General features: G+C 73.7%; 16 protein-coding genes. 7 read left to right on the top strand and 9 right to left on the bottom strand.

The window, feature by feature from the left end; translation table 11 throughout:
- Positions 1-197: 197 nt before the first annotated feature.
- From EWH70_RS31975 to EWH70_RS31985, 3 genes are all read right to left on the bottom strand, one after another.
- The gene (locus EWH70_RS31975) at positions 198-389 is read right to left on the bottom strand and encodes a hypothetical protein (RefSeq protein WP_130479314.1); all 192 of its coding nucleotides are present in this window, start codon (positions 387-389) and stop codon (positions 198-200) included.
- A 108-nt stretch (positions 390-497) separates the two neighbouring features.
- Entirely contained in the window at positions 498-1,244 is a 747-nt protein-coding gene (locus EWH70_RS31980; protein WP_130479315.1) for a GntR family transcriptional regulator, read from the bottom strand.
- 252 nt (positions 1,245-1,496) lie between these two features.
- The gene (locus tag EWH70_RS31985; RefSeq protein WP_165436503.1) at positions 1,497-2,828 is read right to left on the bottom strand and encodes an MFS transporter; all 1,332 of its coding nucleotides are present in this window, start codon (positions 2,826-2,828) and stop codon (positions 1,497-1,499) included.
- A 106-nt stretch (positions 2,829-2,934) separates the two neighbouring features.
- Here EWH70_RS31985 and EWH70_RS31990 point away from each other — a divergent pair, with 106 nt between their 5' ends.
- Positions 2,935-3,597 carry an aldehyde dehydrogenase family protein gene (locus EWH70_RS31990; RefSeq protein ID WP_130479317.1) on the top strand — a complete coding sequence of 221 codons (663 nt, stop codon included), beginning with the start codon at positions 2,935-2,937 and terminating at the stop codon, positions 3,595-3,597.
- Between the two features lie 70 nt (positions 3,598-3,667).
- On the opposite strand, the gene EWH70_RS31995 is transcribed toward EWH70_RS31990, so the two are convergent.
- A complete protein-coding gene (locus EWH70_RS31995; protein WP_130479318.1) occupies positions 3,668-4,411 on the bottom strand; it encodes a class I SAM-dependent methyltransferase in 744 nt (247 codons plus the stop codon).
- A gap of 78 nt (positions 4,412-4,489) precedes the next feature.
- Between EWH70_RS31995 and EWH70_RS32000 the strand changes: the two genes are divergently transcribed.
- The gene (locus tag EWH70_RS32000) at positions 4,490-5,599 is read left to right on the top strand and encodes a methyltransferase (protein ID WP_130479319.1); all 1,110 of its coding nucleotides are present in this window, start codon (positions 4,490-4,492) and stop codon (positions 5,597-5,599) included.
- Here EWH70_RS32000 and EWH70_RS32005 read toward each other — a convergent pair.
- Positions 5,583-6,401, bottom strand: a complete 819-nt coding sequence (locus EWH70_RS32005) for a sulfurtransferase (protein ID WP_130479320.1) — start codon at positions 6,399-6,401, stop codon at positions 5,583-5,585. The genes EWH70_RS32000 and EWH70_RS32005 overlap by 17 nt on opposite strands.
- Before the next feature lie 94 nt (positions 6,402-6,495).
- On the opposite strand from EWH70_RS32005, the gene EWH70_RS32010 reads away from it, so the two are divergent.
- Positions 6,496-7,746 carry a serine/threonine-protein kinase gene (locus tag EWH70_RS32010; RefSeq protein WP_165436504.1) on the top strand — a complete coding sequence of 417 codons (1,251 nt, stop codon included), beginning with the start codon at positions 6,496-6,498 and terminating at the stop codon, positions 7,744-7,746.
- A 161-nt stretch (positions 7,747-7,907) separates the two neighbouring features.
- On the opposite strand, the gene mgrA is transcribed toward EWH70_RS32010, so the two are convergent.
- From mgrA to EWH70_RS32025, 3 genes are all read right to left on the bottom strand, one after another.
- On the bottom strand, positions 7,908-8,936 hold the full coding sequence (gene mgrA / locus EWH70_RS32015; RefSeq protein WP_130479322.1) for an L-glyceraldehyde 3-phosphate reductase: 1,029 nt from the start codon (positions 8,934-8,936) through the stop codon (positions 7,908-7,910).
- 397 nt (positions 8,937-9,333) lie between these two features.
- Entirely contained in the window at positions 9,334-9,987 is a 654-nt protein-coding gene (locus EWH70_RS32020; protein WP_130479445.1) for a response regulator, read from the bottom strand.
- A 17-nt stretch (positions 9,988-10,004) separates the two neighbouring features.
- Positions 10,005-11,171 (bottom strand): sensor histidine kinase, encoded by a 1,167-nt coding sequence (locus EWH70_RS32025; RefSeq protein WP_130479446.1) that lies wholly within the window; start codon positions 11,169-11,171, stop codon positions 10,005-10,007.
- 181 nt (positions 11,172-11,352) lie between these two features.
- Between EWH70_RS32025 and EWH70_RS32030 the strand changes: the two genes are divergently transcribed.
- From EWH70_RS32030 to EWH70_RS32045, 4 genes are read left to right on the top strand one after another with little or no spacing between them, the layout of a single operon-like run.
- Complete coding sequence (locus EWH70_RS32030) at positions 11,353-12,291, top strand: ATP-binding cassette domain-containing protein (protein ID WP_130479323.1); 939 nt, start codon at positions 11,353-11,355, stop codon at positions 12,289-12,291.
- Positions 12,288-13,094, top strand: a complete 807-nt coding sequence (locus tag EWH70_RS32035) for a hypothetical protein (protein ID WP_130479324.1) — start codon at positions 12,288-12,290, stop codon at positions 13,092-13,094. Before EWH70_RS32030 ends, EWH70_RS32035 begins: the two co-directional genes overlap by 4 nt.
- Positions 13,091-14,515 (top strand): ArnT family glycosyltransferase, encoded by a 1,425-nt coding sequence (locus tag EWH70_RS32040; RefSeq protein WP_130479325.1) that lies wholly within the window; start codon positions 13,091-13,093, stop codon positions 14,513-14,515. Before EWH70_RS32035 ends, EWH70_RS32040 begins: the two co-directional genes overlap by 4 nt.
- A 20-nt stretch (positions 14,516-14,535) precedes the next feature.
- The gene (locus EWH70_RS32045) at positions 14,536-15,189 is read left to right on the top strand and encodes a GOLPH3/VPS74 family protein (RefSeq protein WP_130479326.1); all 654 of its coding nucleotides are present in this window, start codon (positions 14,536-14,538) and stop codon (positions 15,187-15,189) included.
- A gap of 4 nt (positions 15,190-15,193) precedes the next feature.
- Here EWH70_RS32045 and EWH70_RS32050 read toward each other — a convergent pair whose 3' ends face one another.
- Entirely contained in the window at positions 15,194-15,793 is a 600-nt protein-coding gene (locus tag EWH70_RS32050; RefSeq protein WP_130479327.1) for a TetR/AcrR family transcriptional regulator, read from the bottom strand.
- Positions 15,794-15,835: the final 42 nt, after the last annotated feature.

Here is a 15,835-nt window from a genome sequence, read left to right on the forward strand (position 1 = left end):
TGGAAACTGTTGCGATAGAGTGACCTCGCTGAGGAATTCAGCAAGTATTCGGAGCTGGTCCCTCGGGGCCGTGCACCACGACGGGGCCTGGTGGGCCCCCGCAGACCCCATCGTGGTGCTTGCACCGCCGGCTCACTGGCCGCGCCGACGGTGGCGGCTTTCCGCGGAACCTGGATCCGGTTCCTCCTGAGTAGCGGTCAGGAGGAGACGGATGCGTGGCGGTCGCCCGTCCGAGCCTCTCGGCGCAGGTAGTCCTCGACCTGCGTGCTGGGGTCGCGGCGGGCGGCCTCCATGGCCATGGCCATCCCGAGGCCCTGCGGGCGCCCGTCGGCGTTGAAACCACGCGGCGCACGGGCGATCGCCCTGATCATGTCCGTGAAGGAACGCATCACAGATTCACCTTCTTTCTTTCCCTGCGGTGGATTCCAGGCGTGCTCGCCTGGTCCCGGAACGCGCCGTTGGTTTCCGGGAGAGTGGGGGAGCGGGGGTTGCCCGGCTCAGCGCTTGGCGGTCGTGCCCGGCCGCCTGCGGGTGCGCACCTGGGCAGGCGGCTCGGTGGCCACGCTGTCCTGGTGCTGTTCGAGGTAGGACCTGCGGGTGCGCTCGGTGTGCTCCCGCATGATCGTCGCGGCGGCCTCGGCGTCCTTGCGCTCGATGGCGTCGACCATCCTGGAATGTTCTTCCCAGGAGTGCTTTCCCCGCTGCCGTGCGACCGGCGTGTAGTACCAGCGCACCCGGCGGTCGACCTGCGTCGCGAAGTCGAGGAGTACGCGGTTGCCGGACAGTTCGGTCACACATCGGTGCAACGCCGCGTTGGCCTCGACCATTCCCTCGACGTCGCCGGCTTCCTGGGCCGCCTCGCCCTTGCGGCAGAGCTCGCGCAGCCGCGCGACACCGGCGGCGTCGGTGTTGAGTGCCGCCAGCCGTGCCGACTCGGTCTCCAGCAGCGCGCGTACCGCCAGCAGCTCGTCGGCCTCGGCCTGGGTGGGAGCGTGGACGAACGCCCCGTAGCCCGGCCGCAGGTCGACCCAGCCCTCGGAGTTCAGCAGCTGCAGGGCCTCACGTACCGGCTGCCGGGAGACGCCGAGCATCTCCGCGAGCTCGCTCTCGACCAGGTGCTGGCCGGGGGCGAGGTGGCCGGTGATGATCAGTTCCTGCATCGACTGGTAAACCCGCTCACGGAGCGGGACCGGCCGGTCGATCCGGCGAGCCGCCAGGTCATTCGGCAACTGCGTCGGCTGCATGTGAACTCCAAATTACTGTGGGGACGGACCGGGGTTCCGGCCACTGACCGTAGTGATCGTCGACTGCCTACAGCATACAATGAGAACGTTGTCCGATTTGGTGAATGCAGTCACATCACGGGTAATTGCTCCGATTGTGCGTTCGCAACATGTTCGACGGCTATGTCGGGGCGCATTTTCGTGATTACACACAGCTCCATTTGGGGGTATTTTTACCTACAAAGGATGTAGATCAACTTTTTCGGTTGCCGGTTACGCTTCGCGCACTACCACCGGGGTAGCCGGAATGACGCGGAGTAAACCGGGGCGGCGCAGGCCCTGGCAGAGCGCCGCGGCGCCCAGCGCGACCGTCCCGGCGCCGAGGAACACCGCCGGGTAGCCCCACAGGTGCGCCAGCGCCGCGCCCGCGCCGACACCGGCCAGCCCGCCCAGTGCCTTCGCGCTGTAGATGACCGCGTTGACCTCCAGGCCGGCCCGGTCGCCGAAGCACTCCCTGGCCAGCTCGGCGAACAGCGGGTAGAAGGCGCCCCCGCCCGCACCGGCCACCAGCGCGGCGATCAGCAGCAGTACCGCGGAGCCGGACGCGGCGGCACCGGCCAGCAGCACCTGACCGGTCCCGAGCAGTGCCAGGACCAGGCGCAGCGTGGACCGCAGGCCGATCCGCTCGGCGACCCGGATCGCCAGCGACCGCCCGGTGCCGTTGACCCCGACCAGCAGGCAGGTGCCGACGGCGGCGATGACCAGGCCGAGGCCCAGTTCGACGGCCACCGTGGCGAGGAAGGCCACGTCCAGCAGGGACACCGCGCTGGCGCAGAGCAGGATCACGCACATGCGCGTCAGCGCCCCGGTGCGCAGCGCCTCCCTCGACGAGAACTGCCGGGCCGCCGCGGGGCCGTGCCGTCGCAGTGCCCACTCGCGCGGGTCGGGCTTCGGCGGCCACCAGTCGGCGGGCGGGTCGCGGAACAGCAGGCCCGCCGCGGCGACGACCGCGGCCAGCAGCAGGCCGGCGACGACGAGCACGGGGGACAGGCCGCCGGTGCCGGTGGCGACGGCGAAGGCGACGACGAACGGCACGCAGCCGAACGCGAACGCGCCGGTGGCCAGGCTCACCGAGGCAGCCGAGCGTTCCGGGTACCACTTGGCCACCGTCGACGAGCAGGTCGCGTAGACCAGCCCGGCGCCGGTGCCGGCCAGTACGGAGAACCCGGCCAGCGCGACCGGCACCGAGCCGTGTGCCAGCGCCGGCAGGCCGGCCGCGGTCAGCACCGCGCCGGTGAGCATCGCGCTGCGTGGCCCGATCCGGCCGCGTTCGCGCAGGTAGGCCACCGGGAAGCCGGTGGCGGCCTGGAACACCGTCCACAACGCGAGCAGGCCGAACACCTCCGCCGCGCTCCAGCCGCGATCGAGCAGGCCGGGCGCCAGCGCGCCGTAGCCGTACTGGAGCACGCCGACCGCCGCCATCGCGGCGACCGCGGCCCACAGCTGCCAAGCGCGCGGCCTGCCGCCACCGGCCTCTTCGGCGGTCGGCCCCACGACGTAACGCCTGCCGAAGCAGTCGAGCAGTTCCCGGGTCTCGGGGCTCATCGTCGCCTCCCTGTGGACTGGAGATGGACAAGGTGTTCCATACTGCATACAGTCTACAGGCATCGTACGTGACGCGGAACACATCAGTTGAAAGCAGGAGATCCCGATGACCAGTGTCGTCACCTGGGCGGATGTCTACGGCCGTGGCTGTGACCTCACTCCGGACGCCTTCGTCCCGCAGGCTCAGCCGGAGGGCCCGGCGGCGCTGGAGGCCGTCCAGTCGGCGCTGAGCGCGCACCGGGTGTGGCGGGAGATGCCACTGGCGCAGCGCGCCACCCGGGTACTGGCGGCGGTCGACGCGCTGGAACGGCACCGCAGCCTGCTGGCCGTCCTGCTGGAGGCCGAGACCGGGACGCCCCGGCACGTCGCCGTCGCCGAGGTCGACCGCTGCCTGGCCGGCGTGCGCCGGTTCCTCGCCGACGTCGGCCCGCGGCTGCGTGGCCGCGACCCGCTGCCCGGACCGGTCGGCAACATCGCGAGCTGGAACTACCCGGCCGGCCTGCTGACCGAGGCCATGCTCGTCCAGGCGCTGGCGGGCAACGCCGTCATCACCACGACCGACTCGCGCGGGCCCTGCTTCCTGACCACCGCGGTCGCGCTCGCCGTGCGGGCGGGCCTGCCGGTCACCCTGGTCGGCGCGGGCGCGCTGCCGATGGCGGGTGCGGTCACCTGGCTCGACGGCAGGCACGGCGCGGGCGAGGCGATGCTGCGCGCCATGACGCTGGAGGCCGCCGCCGCTCGCGCCGCGGGCATCCCGGACCCCCGGTAGAGGTGGCCCGCCTCTGCCGGGTTAGCCGGCCGTGACGGCCGCCCTCCCTCCGACCTCGGTGGGGCGGCCTTCACGGCCGGTGGGCGCGCACCAGCACCCGCGAGGCGTGCGCGACGAACCGGCCCTCGGCGCCGATCCGCTCGTGCAGCGCCGCCAGGCGGTCGCGGTAGCGCTCCACGGTGAAGTCCGGCACGGTCCAGACCACCTTGCGCAAGAAGTGCACCACCGCGGCCACGTCGAAGAACTCCAGCCGGATCCACGCCTCCCGGGCCTCGTCCACCACCAGCCCGGCCGCGCCGGCCTCGGCCGCGATGCGTTCCGGGTTGGGCCGTGGATCGTGCCGCTGCGGGCCCATCAGGAACTCGTACAGCTCCCGGTTGGACCCGATCCCCACGTGCTGGGCCAGATACCGCCCGCCCGGCACGAGCACCCTGGCCACCTCGGCCCACGGCACCACCGTCGGATGCCGGGTGGTCACCAGGTCGAACGCCTCCGCGCGGAACGGCAGCCCGGTGTGCGCGCCGCCGACCACCGCGACCCCGCGCGGGCCCAGGTTGCGCCTCGCCACCGGCAGGTTGGGCTGCCACGCCTCCAGCGCGACGGCCCTCGGCGGCATCGCCGCGACCCCGGCCAGCACCTCGCCGCCGCCGGTGTGCAGATCCAGCGACGACGAGGCGGCCGCCATCTGCCCGGCCAGCAGGCCGGAGTACCGCCACGGCGGCCGCTCCTCGGTGGCGCGGCCGTCGAACCAGGAGAAGTCCCAGCCCTCCACCGGCACGGCGGACCCCTCGGCCAGCAGCTCGTCGAACGTCATCCGGCCAGTGTCGGAGCCGGTCCGGCCGCGGGCAACCCGGTTTCGGCAGGCCGGGTGCCGCCTGACAGAGTCCTCGGCGTGGACACGCTCGACTGGACCGAGGACGGCCAGGCCCGCTCGGCCCGGTGGCGGTCCGCCGGCGCGCCACCGCCGCGGCGGGTCGAGCTCGCCGACGACCGCACCACCGCCGACGCCGCCCTGCGGCTGGCGAAGCAGGGGACCGGGCTGCTGTGGCGCGGCGACTTCCACAACGCCAGGCAACTGCTGTCGGCGATGGCCCGCCGCCTCGACCGCCGTCGTGAACCACCCGCGGCCGACCCGGCCGAGGCGTTCCGGCGGCACCGCGAACGGCAGGCCCGCCGGGCCACCCTGCTCGGCCTGGTCCTGGTGGAACTCGACACGGACTACCGCAGCCACCTGCGGCGCGCACCCGACGTGGCGCAGGCCTGCACCGAGGCGTTCGGCGAGTCCGGCGGCCCTTCGGTGCTGCCGCTGCGGCTGCTGCAGGGCGCGGTCGGCGCGGCGCAGTGGCGCCGCAGGGGCGTCGAGGTCCCCGCGCTGGCCGGGCGCATCCACCCGCACTTCGGCGTGTTCTCCCCGGTGCGGGGCGAGTACGTCGACCTGGTGGCGCGGGCACCGCTGCCGGGCGACGGCCCGGCGTTCGACATCGGCACCGGCACCGGTGTGCTGGCCGCCGTGCTCGCCGCCCGCGGCGTGCGGCCGGTCGTCGGCACCGACGCCGACCCCAGGGCGCTGGCCTGCGCGCGGGAGAACCTGGACCGGCTCGGCGCGAGCGGGGCCGAGGTGGTGGCCGCCGACCTGTTCCCGCCGGGACGGGCGCGGCTGGTGGTGTGCAATCCGCCGTGGCTGCCCGGCGAGCCGACCTCGGCACTGGAAGCGGCCGTCTACGACCCGGACAGCCGCATGCTGCGCGGGTTCCTCGCCGGGCTGGCCGGGCACCTGGAGCCGGACGGCGAGGGCTGGCTGATCATGTCCGACCTGGCCGAACGGGTCGGCCTGCGGGGCCGCGACGAGCTGACCGGGTGGATCACCGGCGCCGGGCTGCGGGTCGAGGGCCGGCTGGACACCCGGCCCCGCCACCGCAAGGCGGCCGACGAGACCGATCCGCTGCACGCCGCGCGGTCGGCCGAGGTGACCTCGCTGTGGCGGCTCAGGCTCCCCGGCTGACCGGCCGCCCGGGGTCGCGGATCCACTCGCTCCACGAACCCGCGTACAGCGCCGCGTCAAACCCGGCCAGCCGCAACGCCAGCACCTCGTGTGCCGCGGTGATCCCGGAACCGCAGTAGACGCCGACCTCGGTGTCGTCGGTGACGCCGAGCCCGGCGAACCGCTCCCGCAGCGCCGCCGCGTCGAGGAAGCGGCCGGAGCCGTCCACGTTGGCCTGGGTGGGAGCCGACACCGCGCCGGGGATGTGCCCGGCCACCGGGTCGACCGGCTCGGACTCGCCGCGGTAGCGCTCGGCGGCCCTGGCGTCCAGCAGCACGCCCCGCTCGGCCACGCCGGGCACGGCGCCGGCGGTCAGCAGCGGCAGCGCGCCGGGGGAGAGCACCACGTCGCCGGGCTCGGGCGCGGGCTCGTCGCCGGTGGCGACCGGCAGGCCCGCCGCGGTCCACGCGTCGAAGCCGCCGTCGAGCACCCGCACGTCCTCGACGCCGTGGTAACGCAGCATCCACCACAGCCGGGCGGCCACCGTGGCGTCGCGCTGGTCGTACACCACGACCCCGCGGCCGCGGCGGACGCCGTGCCCGCGCAGGGTCTCCTGGAACACCGCGGTGTCCGGCAGCGGATGCCTGCCGCCGTCGCCGGGCGGGGCGGCCAGCTCGGTGTCGGTGTCGACGAAGCGGGCGCCCGGCACGTGCCCGGCGCGGAACGCCTCGGCGCCGGGCGGGCCGGTGAGGCTCCACCGCACGTCGAGCAGGGTGACGCGGGGGCCTGCGCTCAGCTCGTCGACCGTGATCAGCGGGTGCATGCGCGCATGCTGGCACAGCCGGGCTTTCGTTCCGGTGACACCGGCCGGTACCGTGATTAATCCCCCGAGCCGGCGAGCGAACGGAGTTGCGGCGGTGACGCAGGACGGCGACACCCGGCCCCACCACGAATCCGAGGGTCCACCCGCCGTGGTGGCCGGACGTTACGAGCTGCGGTCGCCGGTGGGCGAGGGCAGCACCGCCACGGTCTACCGCGCGTTCGACCGCACCGACGGGCGGCTGGTCGCGGTCAAGCTGTTCCACTCGGTCGAGCGCCGGTTTCCCCGGGAGGTCCAGGTGCTGCGCGGGCTGCGCTGCCCGGGGCTGATCGAGCTGTTCGACGCCGGCCTGCACAGCGGGCGCCAGTTCCTGGTGATGCGCCTGGTCGAGGGCCCGACGCTGGCGCAGCGGCTCGCCGAGGGACCGCTCGAACTGGACGAGACCGTGACGCTCGGGCAGCGGCTGGCCGCCGCGCTCGACCACGTGCACGCCGCCGACATCACCCACCGCGACGTCAAGCCCGGCAACGTGATCCTCGGCGAGGACGGCCCCGCGCTGACCGACTTCGGCATCGCCAGGGTCGCCGACGCCACCAAGCTGACCGTCACCGGAGCGGTGATGGGCACGGCCGCCTACCTCTCGCCCGAGCAGGTGCGTGGTGAGGGCGTCGGCCCGCCCAGCGACGTCTACGCGCTGGGCCTGGTGCTGCTGGAATGCCTGACCGGGCAGCGGGTCTACCCGGGGCCGATGGCCGAGGCCGCCGTCGCCAGGCTGCGCCGGGCACCCACCGTGCCCAAGGGCCTGCCGCCCGCGCTGGCCCGGCTGCTCAAGCGGATGACCGCGGGCGGTCCCGCGACCCGTCCCACCGCCGCCGAGGCCGCTGCCGAACTGGAGCGGGTGCGGGCGGGCGAGCAGGCCGCGCAGCGGCGCCCGGTGCTGTGGCTGGGCGTGCCCGGCGCCGCCGCGTGCCTGGTGACCGGGGCGCTGCTGCTCGGCGGCGGGACGCCGCCAGGGCCGGGCTCCGCCGAGTCGCCGCCGGTCCGGTCCGCGCCCGCCGCGCCTCCGGACGGCCCGCCGTCGGCGCCCGCCGGCGAGACGGGGCCGGTGTCCGGCGGTGTCGTCCCGGCTGCCGACGCCGGGCGGACGACCCCCGCGGCCGGCGACGGCGGCCCGGCCGGTACCACGGTCCCCCCGGGTACGGCCACGCCGTCACCCGGGCAGAGCCCGGCGCCGTCGTCCGGCCAGGAGCGGACCGAGGAGGCGAAGCCGGTCAGCGAGGGCAAGCCCGGCAAGGGCAAGCCGGACAACCCGCCGTCGAGCCGGGGCAAGGGGCCGAAAGGGGACTAGTGTCCTGCGCCGGAAGTCCGGCGCGTAAGTCGGCGAGTCCAGGTTTCCGCTGGCAAGGCGCCGGTTCGTCCTCGTACTGGACCGTACTCGGGCGGACCGGCAACGCCGTCAGCGGGAAGCTGGGCCCGGCGAATTGCACGGCGGATTTCCGGCGCAGGACACTAATGGGAACTGGAGGGCGCCCAGAGGTTGATGCCCTCGTCGACGGCCAGCTCGTCGATCCGCGCCAGTTCCTCGGCGGTGAAGTCCAGGTTGTCCAGCGCGCCCAGGTTGTCCTCCAGCTGGCGCACGCTGCTCGCGCCGATCAGCACCGAGGTCAGCCGCGGGTCCCGCAGTGCCCAGGCCAGTGCCAGCTGCGCCAGTGACTGGCCCCGGCCCTTCGCCAGCTCGTTCAGTGCCCGCACCCGGGACAGCGCGTCGTCGGTGAGCATCGACTCCGACATCGCGCCGCCGGTGGCGACCCGTGAGTCGGCGGGGACGCCGTCCAGGTAGCGGTCGGTCAGCAGGCCCTGGGCCAGCGGGGAGAAGGCGATGCAGCCCGCGCCCTCGGATTCCAGCGTGCCCAGCAGGTCCTGTTCCTCGATCCAGCGGTTGAACATCGAGTACGACGGCTGGTGGATGAGCAGCGGCGTGCCCAGCTCGCGCAGGATGCGGGCGGCCTCGGCGGTCTTGGCCGAGGAGTAGGAGGAGATGCCGACGTAGAGTGCCTTGCCGGAGCGCACCGCGCTGTCCAGCGCGCCGAGCGTCTCCTCCAGCGGGGTGTCCGGGTCGAAGCGGTGCGAGTAGAAGATGTCGACGTAGTCCAGGCCCATCCGGGACAGCGACTGGTCCAGTGAGGCCAGCAGGTACTTGCGGGAACCCCAGTTGCCGTACGGGCCGGGCCACATGTCGTAGCCCGCCTTGGAGGAGATGACCAGTTCGTCCCGGTACGGCCGGAAGTCCGCGGCCAGCATGCGGCCGAAGTTGGTCTCCGCGGCGCCGCAGGGCGGGCCGTAGTTGTTGGCCAGGTCGAAGTGGGTCACGCCGAGGTCGAACGCGCGCCGGCAGATCGCCCGCTGCGTCTCGAACGGCCGGTCGTGGCCGAAGTTGTGCCACAGGCCGAGCGAGATCGCGGGCAGGTGCAGCCCGCTGCGCCCGCTGCGGCGGTAGGTCATGGAGTCGTACCGGTCGGCAGCCGCGAGGTAGGTCACGGCGCCGAGCCTACGAGAGCGCCACCGGTCCGGGCCACCAGAGCACGTGAAGGCCACCTTCACCACGTGAGGCGTAATGAAGGTGGCCTTCACGTGCCTTTACCCGGGCTGGTGTCTCGCCATCTGAAACCGGTGTGCCGGACGGTGAGACCGGCGAGCGGGAACGTGCAACTCGCGGGTCCGGAACGGACAACTCGCGCGTGAGAACGTACGACTCACGCGTGAGAACGTACGACTCGCGCGAACGGTCCGCTCGCGCGGGCGACCGGCGTCCACATCGTGAGTTCTGCGCTCACGCACGCGAGTTCTGCGCTCACGCACGCGAGTTCTGCGTTCGGGACCAGCCACGTCGCCCTGCCCGTTACCCGACCTTGCCTTCACGGCAAGGCGACAGCCCCTAGCGCGCCGTCATCAGGCCGGCCTCGTGGGCCAGCAGGCCGGCCTGCGTGCGGTTGGTGCAGCCCAGCTTGACCAGCATGCGGGAGACGTAGCTCTTCACCGTCGCCTCCGACAGGTGCAGCCGGCCCGCGATGTCCGCGTTGGACAGTCCCTCGCCCAGGCAGCGCAGCACCTGCACCTCGCGCTCGGTCAGGCCGGTGGTGCGCCGCCTGGCGTCGGCCGAGCGCTGCCGCTCCCCGTCCGACGCCGCCACCAGCCGCCGCGCCGCCTCCGGCGAAAGCACGGTGTGCCCGTCGGCGGCCACCCGGATCAGGCCGATCAGGTCCTCCGGCGGCGTCGACTTCACCAGGAAACCGGCCGCGCCCGCCCGCAGCGCGCGGATGACGTAGGTGTCGGCGTCGAACGTCGTCAGCGCCACCACCGCGGGCGGGCTCGGCATCGACGTGATCCGCTCGGTCGCGGTCAGCCCGTCGACGCCGGGCATCCGCAGGTCCATCAGCACCACGTCGGGCCGGTGCCGGATCACCGCCTCGACCGCCTCGGCGCCGTCCTGTGCCTGCCCGGCCACCTCGACGTCGGGCGCCGAGCCGAGGATCGTGGTCAGGTGGGCGCAGACCATCGGCTCGTCGTCCACGACGACCACCTTGATCACACGGCTGTTCTCGTCGGTCACCGGCTCGCCTCGGCAGTGGGTACGTAGGCGGGCAGTATCGCACTGACCTCGAACCCGCCGCCGGTCGCGGGACCCGCCGTGAGCGAGCCGCCCAGCAGCTCCACCCGCTGCCGCAGCCCGGCCAGGCCCACCCCGGACCCGCGGGTGGCCAGCACCGGATCGGGCGGGCCGGCCGGGGCGGTGTTGGTCACCGTGACGCGCACACCGTCGGGCCGGTACCGCAGCCGCGCGGTCACCGCCGACCCCGGCGCGTGCTTGCGGACGTTGGTCAGCGCCTCCTGCACCACCCGGTGGACCGTCCGCGCCACCGCGGGGGAGACGTCGGCCGCGCTGCCGTCGGCGGCGTAGTCCACCGGGATACCGACCGCGCCGGACTCGGCTGCCAGCAGTGCCGGGTCCGGCGGCGGTCCCTCCGGCGTGACCCGCGTCGGTTCCCCCTCTTCGTCCACTTCGGACGGACTGGAACGCAGCACTCCCACCAGGTCGCGCAGTTCGTCCAGCGCCTGCGTGCCCGCCGTGCGGATGTCCTCGGCCGCCGCGCGGGCGGCCGGGTCCGGGCTGCTCACCCCCAGTGCCCCGGCGTGCAGCACGATCAGGCTCAGCCGGTGGGTGACGACGTCGTGCATCTCCGAGGCGAGCCGCCGCCGCTCGGCGAACCGCGCCTGCTCGGCCAGCAGGTGCTTCTCCCGCTCGGCCCGCTCGGCACGGTCACGCAGCGAGTCGAGCAGCCTGCCGCGGGCCTCGGCGTAGAGCGAGATCAGCGCCGAGCCGGCGGTGATCAGCAGTCCGAACGGGGTGATCGCCCAGTCCGGCGACCACGGCCGCGCCGCGACGACGGCCATCGCGCCGACGAACCACAGCCCCTCCCTGCGGCCCAGCAGCCGCACGGCGGCGCCGCAGATCACCGGCGTGCAGGTGGGCACGGTGGCCAGCGACAGCGGCTCGGTCGGGACGAACAACCCGGGCGCGAACAGGTCGGAGGCCAGCATCACGGTGCCCGCGGCCAGCGCCAGCCCGCACACCGCGCGGGGAAAGCGGATCAGCAGCAGCAGCGACAGGTCGACGGCCAGCTGCAGCAGGTAGCCCGCGTGCGGCCCGGCCCAGCCGGTGGTGCGCGGCCCGACGAGCCAGTACAGCGTGTCCAGGGCGGTGAAACCCACCATGGCCAGGATCACCGCGATGGAGTCGCCTCGCTTCGTCCGGTACACGGGCTCACGGTAGCCCGCGGCGGGCTCCCGGCCACTGTGGACACCACCTCCGGCGCGGGAGAGTCAACGAAAGTTGATCCGGGACACCACCAACAGTGCTGGTGCCGCAACCACCCGGGCCGGTGTCCTTGACCGCGTGATCAAGGTACGAGAACTGACCAAGCGATTCGGCGACGTGACCGCCGTGGACGCGCTGTCGTTCGACCTGCGGCCCGGCCTGGTGACCGGCTTCCTCGGCCCCAACGGCGCGGGCAAGTCGACGACCATGCGGATGATGCTGGGCCTGGACCGGCCCGACGCCGGCTCGGTCACCGTCGACGGGCGGTCCTATGTGGACATTCCGGCGCCGGTCCAGGAGATCGGCGCGGTACTCGACGCCAAGGCGGTACACGGCGGGCGCACCGCCCGCGCGCACCTGACCTGGATGGCGCAGGCGGGCGGGGTGCCCCGGCGCCGGGTGGACGAGGTCCTCGACCAGGTGGGCCTGACCTCGGTGGCCGGTAAGCGGATCGGTGGCTTCTCGCTGGGCATGTCCCAGCGGCTCGGCATCGCCGGCGCACTGCTCGGCGACCCCGGCATCCTGCTGTTCGACGAGCCGGTCAACGGCCTGGACCCGGAGGGCATCCGGTGGATCCGCGGCATGATGCGGGACCTGGCCGCGCAGGGCAGGACGGTGTTCGTCTCCAGCCACCTGATGAACGAGATGGAGGAGACGGCCGACCACGTGCTGGTGATCGGCCGCGGCCGGCTCATCGCCGACACGGGCATCGCCGAGCTCACCGCACGCAGCTCGCACGCCCACATCCGGGTGATCAGCCCGCAGGCCGACCGGCTCGGCGATCTGCTCGCCGGCCACGGCGCTCGGGTCGGCACGGGCGGGGCGGGGGAGTTGCTGGTCACCGGCGTCGACGCCAGCCAGGTCGGCGAACTCGCGCTGGCCCAGCGGATCGCGGTGCACGAGCTGACCCCGGTGCGGGCCAGCCTCGAAGCCGCGTTCATGGAACTGACCGCGCAGGAAGCCCAGTACGCGGCCGAGACCGCCCGCGCACTCGCACACGAAGGGAGCACCCGGTGACCGGCTACATCGTCCCCCGGCTGGGCTCGGCACTGGCGTCGGAGTGGACCAAGCTGCGCTCGGTCCGGTCCACCTGGCTGACCCTGGCCGTCGCCGCCGCGGTCGGGCTGGGCCTGACCGTCCTGTTCACCGTCGTCATCGGCAGTGACTTCCCCACGATGGACGCCCAGGCCCGGCAGGCGCTGCGGCCGGTGTCGGTCGGCACCGTCGGGCTGAGCCTGGCGCTGGTGCTGTTCATCGTGTTCGGCACCGGCTCGACCGCGCCCGAGTTCGCCAGCCGGATGATCTCGGTGACGCTGGCCGTCACTGCGCGCCGCGGCCGCTGGCTGGCCGCGAAGGCACTCGTCGTCGGCGCGGTCGCGGCCGTGGCAGGCACCGTGCTGACCGTCGCCTCGTTCGTGCTCGGCCAGTCCGTCCTCGCCGGGGCCGGTGCACCGCACGCGTCGCTCGGCGACTCCGGCGTGGTCCGGGTGCTGGCGGGCTGGACCGCGGAGATGGTGGTGTTCAGCGTGCTGGCGGTGTTCGTCGCGGTGCTGCTGCGCAGTGCCGCCGGGACGATCGCGGCGCTGCTGGCCGTGATCTACCTGCCCGCGATGTTCGGCGACATGCTGCCTGCCTGGGTGAGCGAGTACGTCCTGCGGTTCCTGCCCGGCATGGCCGCGGGCACCCTGGCCGAGCTGAACCCGGACCCGGCGTCGCCGACCTACCTGCCGCCGTGGGCGGCCGGACTGGTGCTCGTCGGCTGGATCGCGGGCCTGGCGCTGCTGGCGCGGGCCACGCTGTCGGCGCGAGACGCGCGATGACCGCCGCCCGGTTCGCCGCCGGGCCGGTCCTGTCCGTCGCCGGGCTGGCCGGGCTCGCGCTGCTGCTGACCAGCGGCCGGTACGGCTACGGCTTCGACGAGATGTACTTCCTCGTCGCCGGGCGCGACCACCCGGCCTGGGGTTACTTCGACCAGCCGCCGCTGGTCCCGGCGCTGGCCGCGGCGATGGACTGGCTGTTCCCCGGCTCACTGGTCGCACTGCGGCTGCCGGTGACGCTGGCGTTCGCCGGCGGGGTGGTGGTGACCGGGCTGATCGCCCGCGAACTCGGCGGCGGCCGGGGCGCGCAGCTCATGGCCGCCGGGCTGTACGCGACGTCCAGCCTGCTGACGCTGAGCCACTGGCTGGCCACCTACACCCTCGACCCGTTCTTCTGGACGGTCGTGGCCTGGCTGCTGGTCCGCTGGAACCGGACCCGGCGCCACGGCACGCTCGTCCTCGCCGGTGTGGTGACCGCGGTGTCGCTGCAGACCAAGTTCCTCATCCCGGCGTTCTGGGTGGCGGTGCTGGCCGCGGCGGCGGTGTTCGGCCCCCGGGAGCTGCTGCGCCAGCGGGGACTGTGGACCGGCGCGGCGATCGCCGCGCTGGTGACCGTGCCCGCGCTGGTGTGGCAGGCCGCCCACGGCTGGCCGTACCTGGCCATGTCCGAGGTGGTGGCCGCGGAGTTCCCCGGGCACTGGGCGTTCCTGCGCGACGTGGTGCTCGGCGCCGGGATCGGGGTCGGCGTGCCCGCGTTGCTGTACGGGACGTGGCGGCTGCTGCGCGATCCCGCGCTGCGCTTCCTCGGCGTGGCGCTGCTGGTGCTGGTGGTGGCGTTCCTGGTGGCGCAGGGCCGGTCCAACTACCTGCTGGGAATGTTCGCGGTGCCGTTCGCCGTCGCGGCGGTGGAGATCGCCAAGCGGGATCTCGCCCGGTGGTGGCGGGCCGCCGCGTGGCCGGCGTTCGTGCTGTCGGCGGTGGTGGCGCTGGCGTCGCTGCCGGTGTATCCGCGCTCGGCGCTGGACCGGGTGCCGCCCACGTGGGGCCCGTTCGTGCTCGGCTCGGCCATGGCCGGGGGCGAGCTGCCGCAGCAGGAGCTGGGCCGGATGGTCGCGGCGACCTGGGCCGCGCTGCCGGGGCGCGACCGCACGGCCGTGTTCGCCGAGATCTACCCGTTCGCGGCGGCGGTGGACGTATACGGTCGGGACCAGGGCGTCGCCAGGGCCTACAGCGGGCACCGGGGTTACTGGTTCTTCGGCGCGCCACCGGAGAGTGCGGACGCCGTGTTGTTCGTCGGGTTCGACCCGGCGCTGCTGCGGCCGTACTTCGCCGGGCAGACCCCGGTTGCCGAGGGGTTGATGTGGCTGTACGAAGGACGGCGCCGGCCGTGGGCCGAGATCTGGCCGCAGCTGCGGCGCCGGTGAGCGACGAGGGGATGATGTCGATGAGGGAGCTGTCGCTTCCGGCCAAGGCGTACCTGCTCAGCTGCGACGTAGCGCGGCAGCGGGTGCGCGACCGCGACCGTGCCGGGTACCTGATGCGGGCCGCGGCGCTGGCCGAGCTGGTGCTGCGGGGCAGGCTGATCGACCACGACGGGATGGTGCAGGCCGTTCCCGGCGGGTCCGCCGGGGATCTGCTGCGGGACGAGGTCCAGCGCCAGGTGGCCACCGACCGGCCGCGCACCTGGCGGGCCTGGGTGCGCAGGGACGGCCGCGACGCGTTGCGCTCGCAGGAGGAGCAGCTGGCCGCGGCGGGTCTGGTCGACATCGAGCGGGGCCGGGTGTTCCTGCTGCTGCCCCGGCACCGGGTCACCGTCCGCGACGAGGCGGTGGTCAGCCGGCTGGCCGGCGTCGTCGACCAGACGCTGCGGGGTGGCGGTGACGTCGAGCGGATCAGCAGGGAGGACGCGGCGCTGACCGCGCTGGTGACCGCGGTGGAGCTGAAGCCGGTGGTCTCGGCCAGGGACCGCAGGCAGTACAAGGACCGGCTGCGGCAGCTGGAGGAACGCGGCGGCGCCGCGGTGCCCGCGCTGCGCAAGGTGTTCAAGGAGCTGCAGGCGGTGCGGCACGCCGCCGCCCACGGCCACGGCGGTTCCTGACGTCTCAGGCGCCGAAGAGGCGGTCCAGGTGGTAGTCCAGTGTGGCCAGCGACTGCTCGGGCGTGCGGTGGCCGAGCAGGATCTCGGTGCCCTGCGCGTCGGCCAGTCCCCAGAGGATCTCCGCCTCGTGCTCGGGGTCGCGGTCGGCCGCCACGGTGCCGGAGCGCTGGCCCTGCCGGATCTGCTCGGCGAAGAACGTCAGTGTCTTGGGCAGGTTCTCCGCGTAGGACGTGGCGAGCGCGGGCTCGGACAGCGCCCGGATGAAGAACGCGATGCCGACGAGCGTCTCGGTGCGGCTCTGCTCGGTGATCGGCAGGAACTCGGCGACACACGCCCGCAGGATCGCCTTCGGCGTGGGCTCGGCCGACCCGGCCAGCACCCGTGTGGTGATCCGCTCGGTCCGCAACGCGTCCTGATAGGACACCGCGTACAGCAGCATCTCGTCCTTGCTGCCGAAATAGTGCTGGACCGCTCCCATCGACAGGCCGGCCTCGGCCGCGACCGTGCGCAGGCTGACCGCCTCCAGCCCGCGGCAGGCGGTCAGCCGCAGCAGTGCCTCGGCGATCTGCCGGCGTCGCAGTTCGTGGTCGACCTGTCTGGGCACCCCGCCCCCTCCGTTGCCGCGGCAGCACGGCCTCCTTTACGA

It is taken from the genome of Amycolatopsis suaedae (assembly GCF_004214935.1).
Taxonomy (GTDB): Bacteria; Actinomycetota; Actinomycetes; order Mycobacteriales; family Pseudonocardiaceae; genus Amycolatopsis; species Amycolatopsis suaedae.